Here is a 1,396-nt window from a genome sequence, read left to right on the forward strand (position 1 = left end):
CGCCTCGACCACCAGCGTGCCGCGCGCCAGCCCGGCGATGAGCCGGTTGCGCTTCGGAAAATTCTGCGTGAGCGGCGGCGTGCCCAGCGGCAGCTCGCTCACGATCAGCCCCTGCAGCGTGATGCGGTGCGCCAGGTCACGGTGCCGCGCGGGGTAGACGCGGTCGAGCCCGGTGCCCACCACGGCCACCGTCGCGAGCCGCGGGGCGTCGCCGGCCGCATCGAGCGCGCCCTGGTGCGCCGCGCCGTCCACGCCCAGCGCCAGCCCCGACACCACGGGCAGCCCCGCCTCGCCCAGCGCCCGCGCGAAGCTGCGGGCGTTGGTCGCGCCCTGCGGCGTTGGATTGCGGCTGCCCACCACGGCGATACTGTGGCCGAGCTGCGTGAGGTCGAAGCCGGTGGCGCCGACCACGTAGAGCATCAGCGGCGGGTCGGCCATTTCGAGCAGCGAGGCTGGGTAGCTGGCATCGCCCAGCGTCACGACGCGGCGCGAGACACCGTTGTCGGTCGTGTGGAGCCACTGCCAGGTCTGGTCGATCTGCGTCTGCAGGCCCACGGGCGGTTGCAGCAGCGCCTCGGCCTGCGCAGAGGAGACGACCTCGCGCAGCGCGGCATGGGGCTGGACTGGCCGACCTCGCTGGAGCTGATCCGCCGCTCGCTCGACGCCGCGAAGGACGTACCCGGCGCGCTGGTCGCCTCGGGCTGCGGCACCGATCACCTGGACATCGACAGCGTGAAGAGCGTCGACGACGTGATCCGCGGCTACGAAGAACAGATGGCCGCCATCGAAGCACTCGGCGGCAAGCTGATCGTGATGGCAAGCCGCGCGCTGGCCCGCGTGGCGAAGAGCCCGGCCGACTACGAGCGCGTGTACGACCGCATCCTGAGCCAGGCGAAGCAGCCGGTGGTGTTGCATTGGCTGGGCGACATGTTCGACCCAGCGCTGGCGGGCTACTGGGGAACGAAGGATGTCGATGCGGCCATGGACACGGCGCTGGGCATCATCGCGGCGCATCCGGAGAAGGTCGACGGCATCAAGATCTCGCTGCTCGACAAGGACAAGGAAATTGCGATGCGGCGGCGCCTGCCGCCGGGTGTTCGCATGTACACGGGCGACGACTTCAACTACGCCGAGCTGATTGCCGGTGATGGCTTCGGCAGCGAGCCGACGCACGGCAAGAGCGATGCGCTGCTGGGCATCTTCGACGCCATCGCCCCCGCCGCGAGCGCCGCGCTTGGCGCGCTGGCGCAAGGCAACACCGAGAAATTCCACGCGATCCTCGGCCCCACGGTGCCGCTGTCGCGTCACATCTTCGCGGCGCCCACGCGCTTCTACAAGACCGGCGTGGTGTTCATGGCCTGGCTCAACGGCGACCAGAAGCATTTCACGATGGTGG

At 70.1% G+C, this 1,396-nt stretch carries 1 protein-coding gene and 1 pseudogene; one reads left to right on the plus strand and one right to left on the minus strand.

All coding sequences use genetic code 11. The annotated features are described in order from the left end of the window. Nucleotides 1-621: pseudogene (locus ACSFA3_RS23360) on the minus strand (DNA-processing protein DprA); the annotation flags it as partial. Here ACSFA3_RS23360 and ACSFA3_RS23365 point away from each other — a divergent pair. Further along, on the plus strand, nt 538-1,396 hold an 859-nt coding region (locus tag ACSFA3_RS23365; RefSeq protein WP_435507816.1), incomplete at its 3' end, for a DUF993 family protein. The pseudogene ACSFA3_RS23360 and the gene ACSFA3_RS23365 overlap by 84 nt on opposite strands.

Origin of the sequence: Variovorax glucosi (genome assembly GCF_051216695.1) — a bacterium.
In the GTDB taxonomy this organism is placed as follows: Bacteria; Pseudomonadota; Gammaproteobacteria; order Burkholderiales; family Burkholderiaceae_C; genus Variovorax.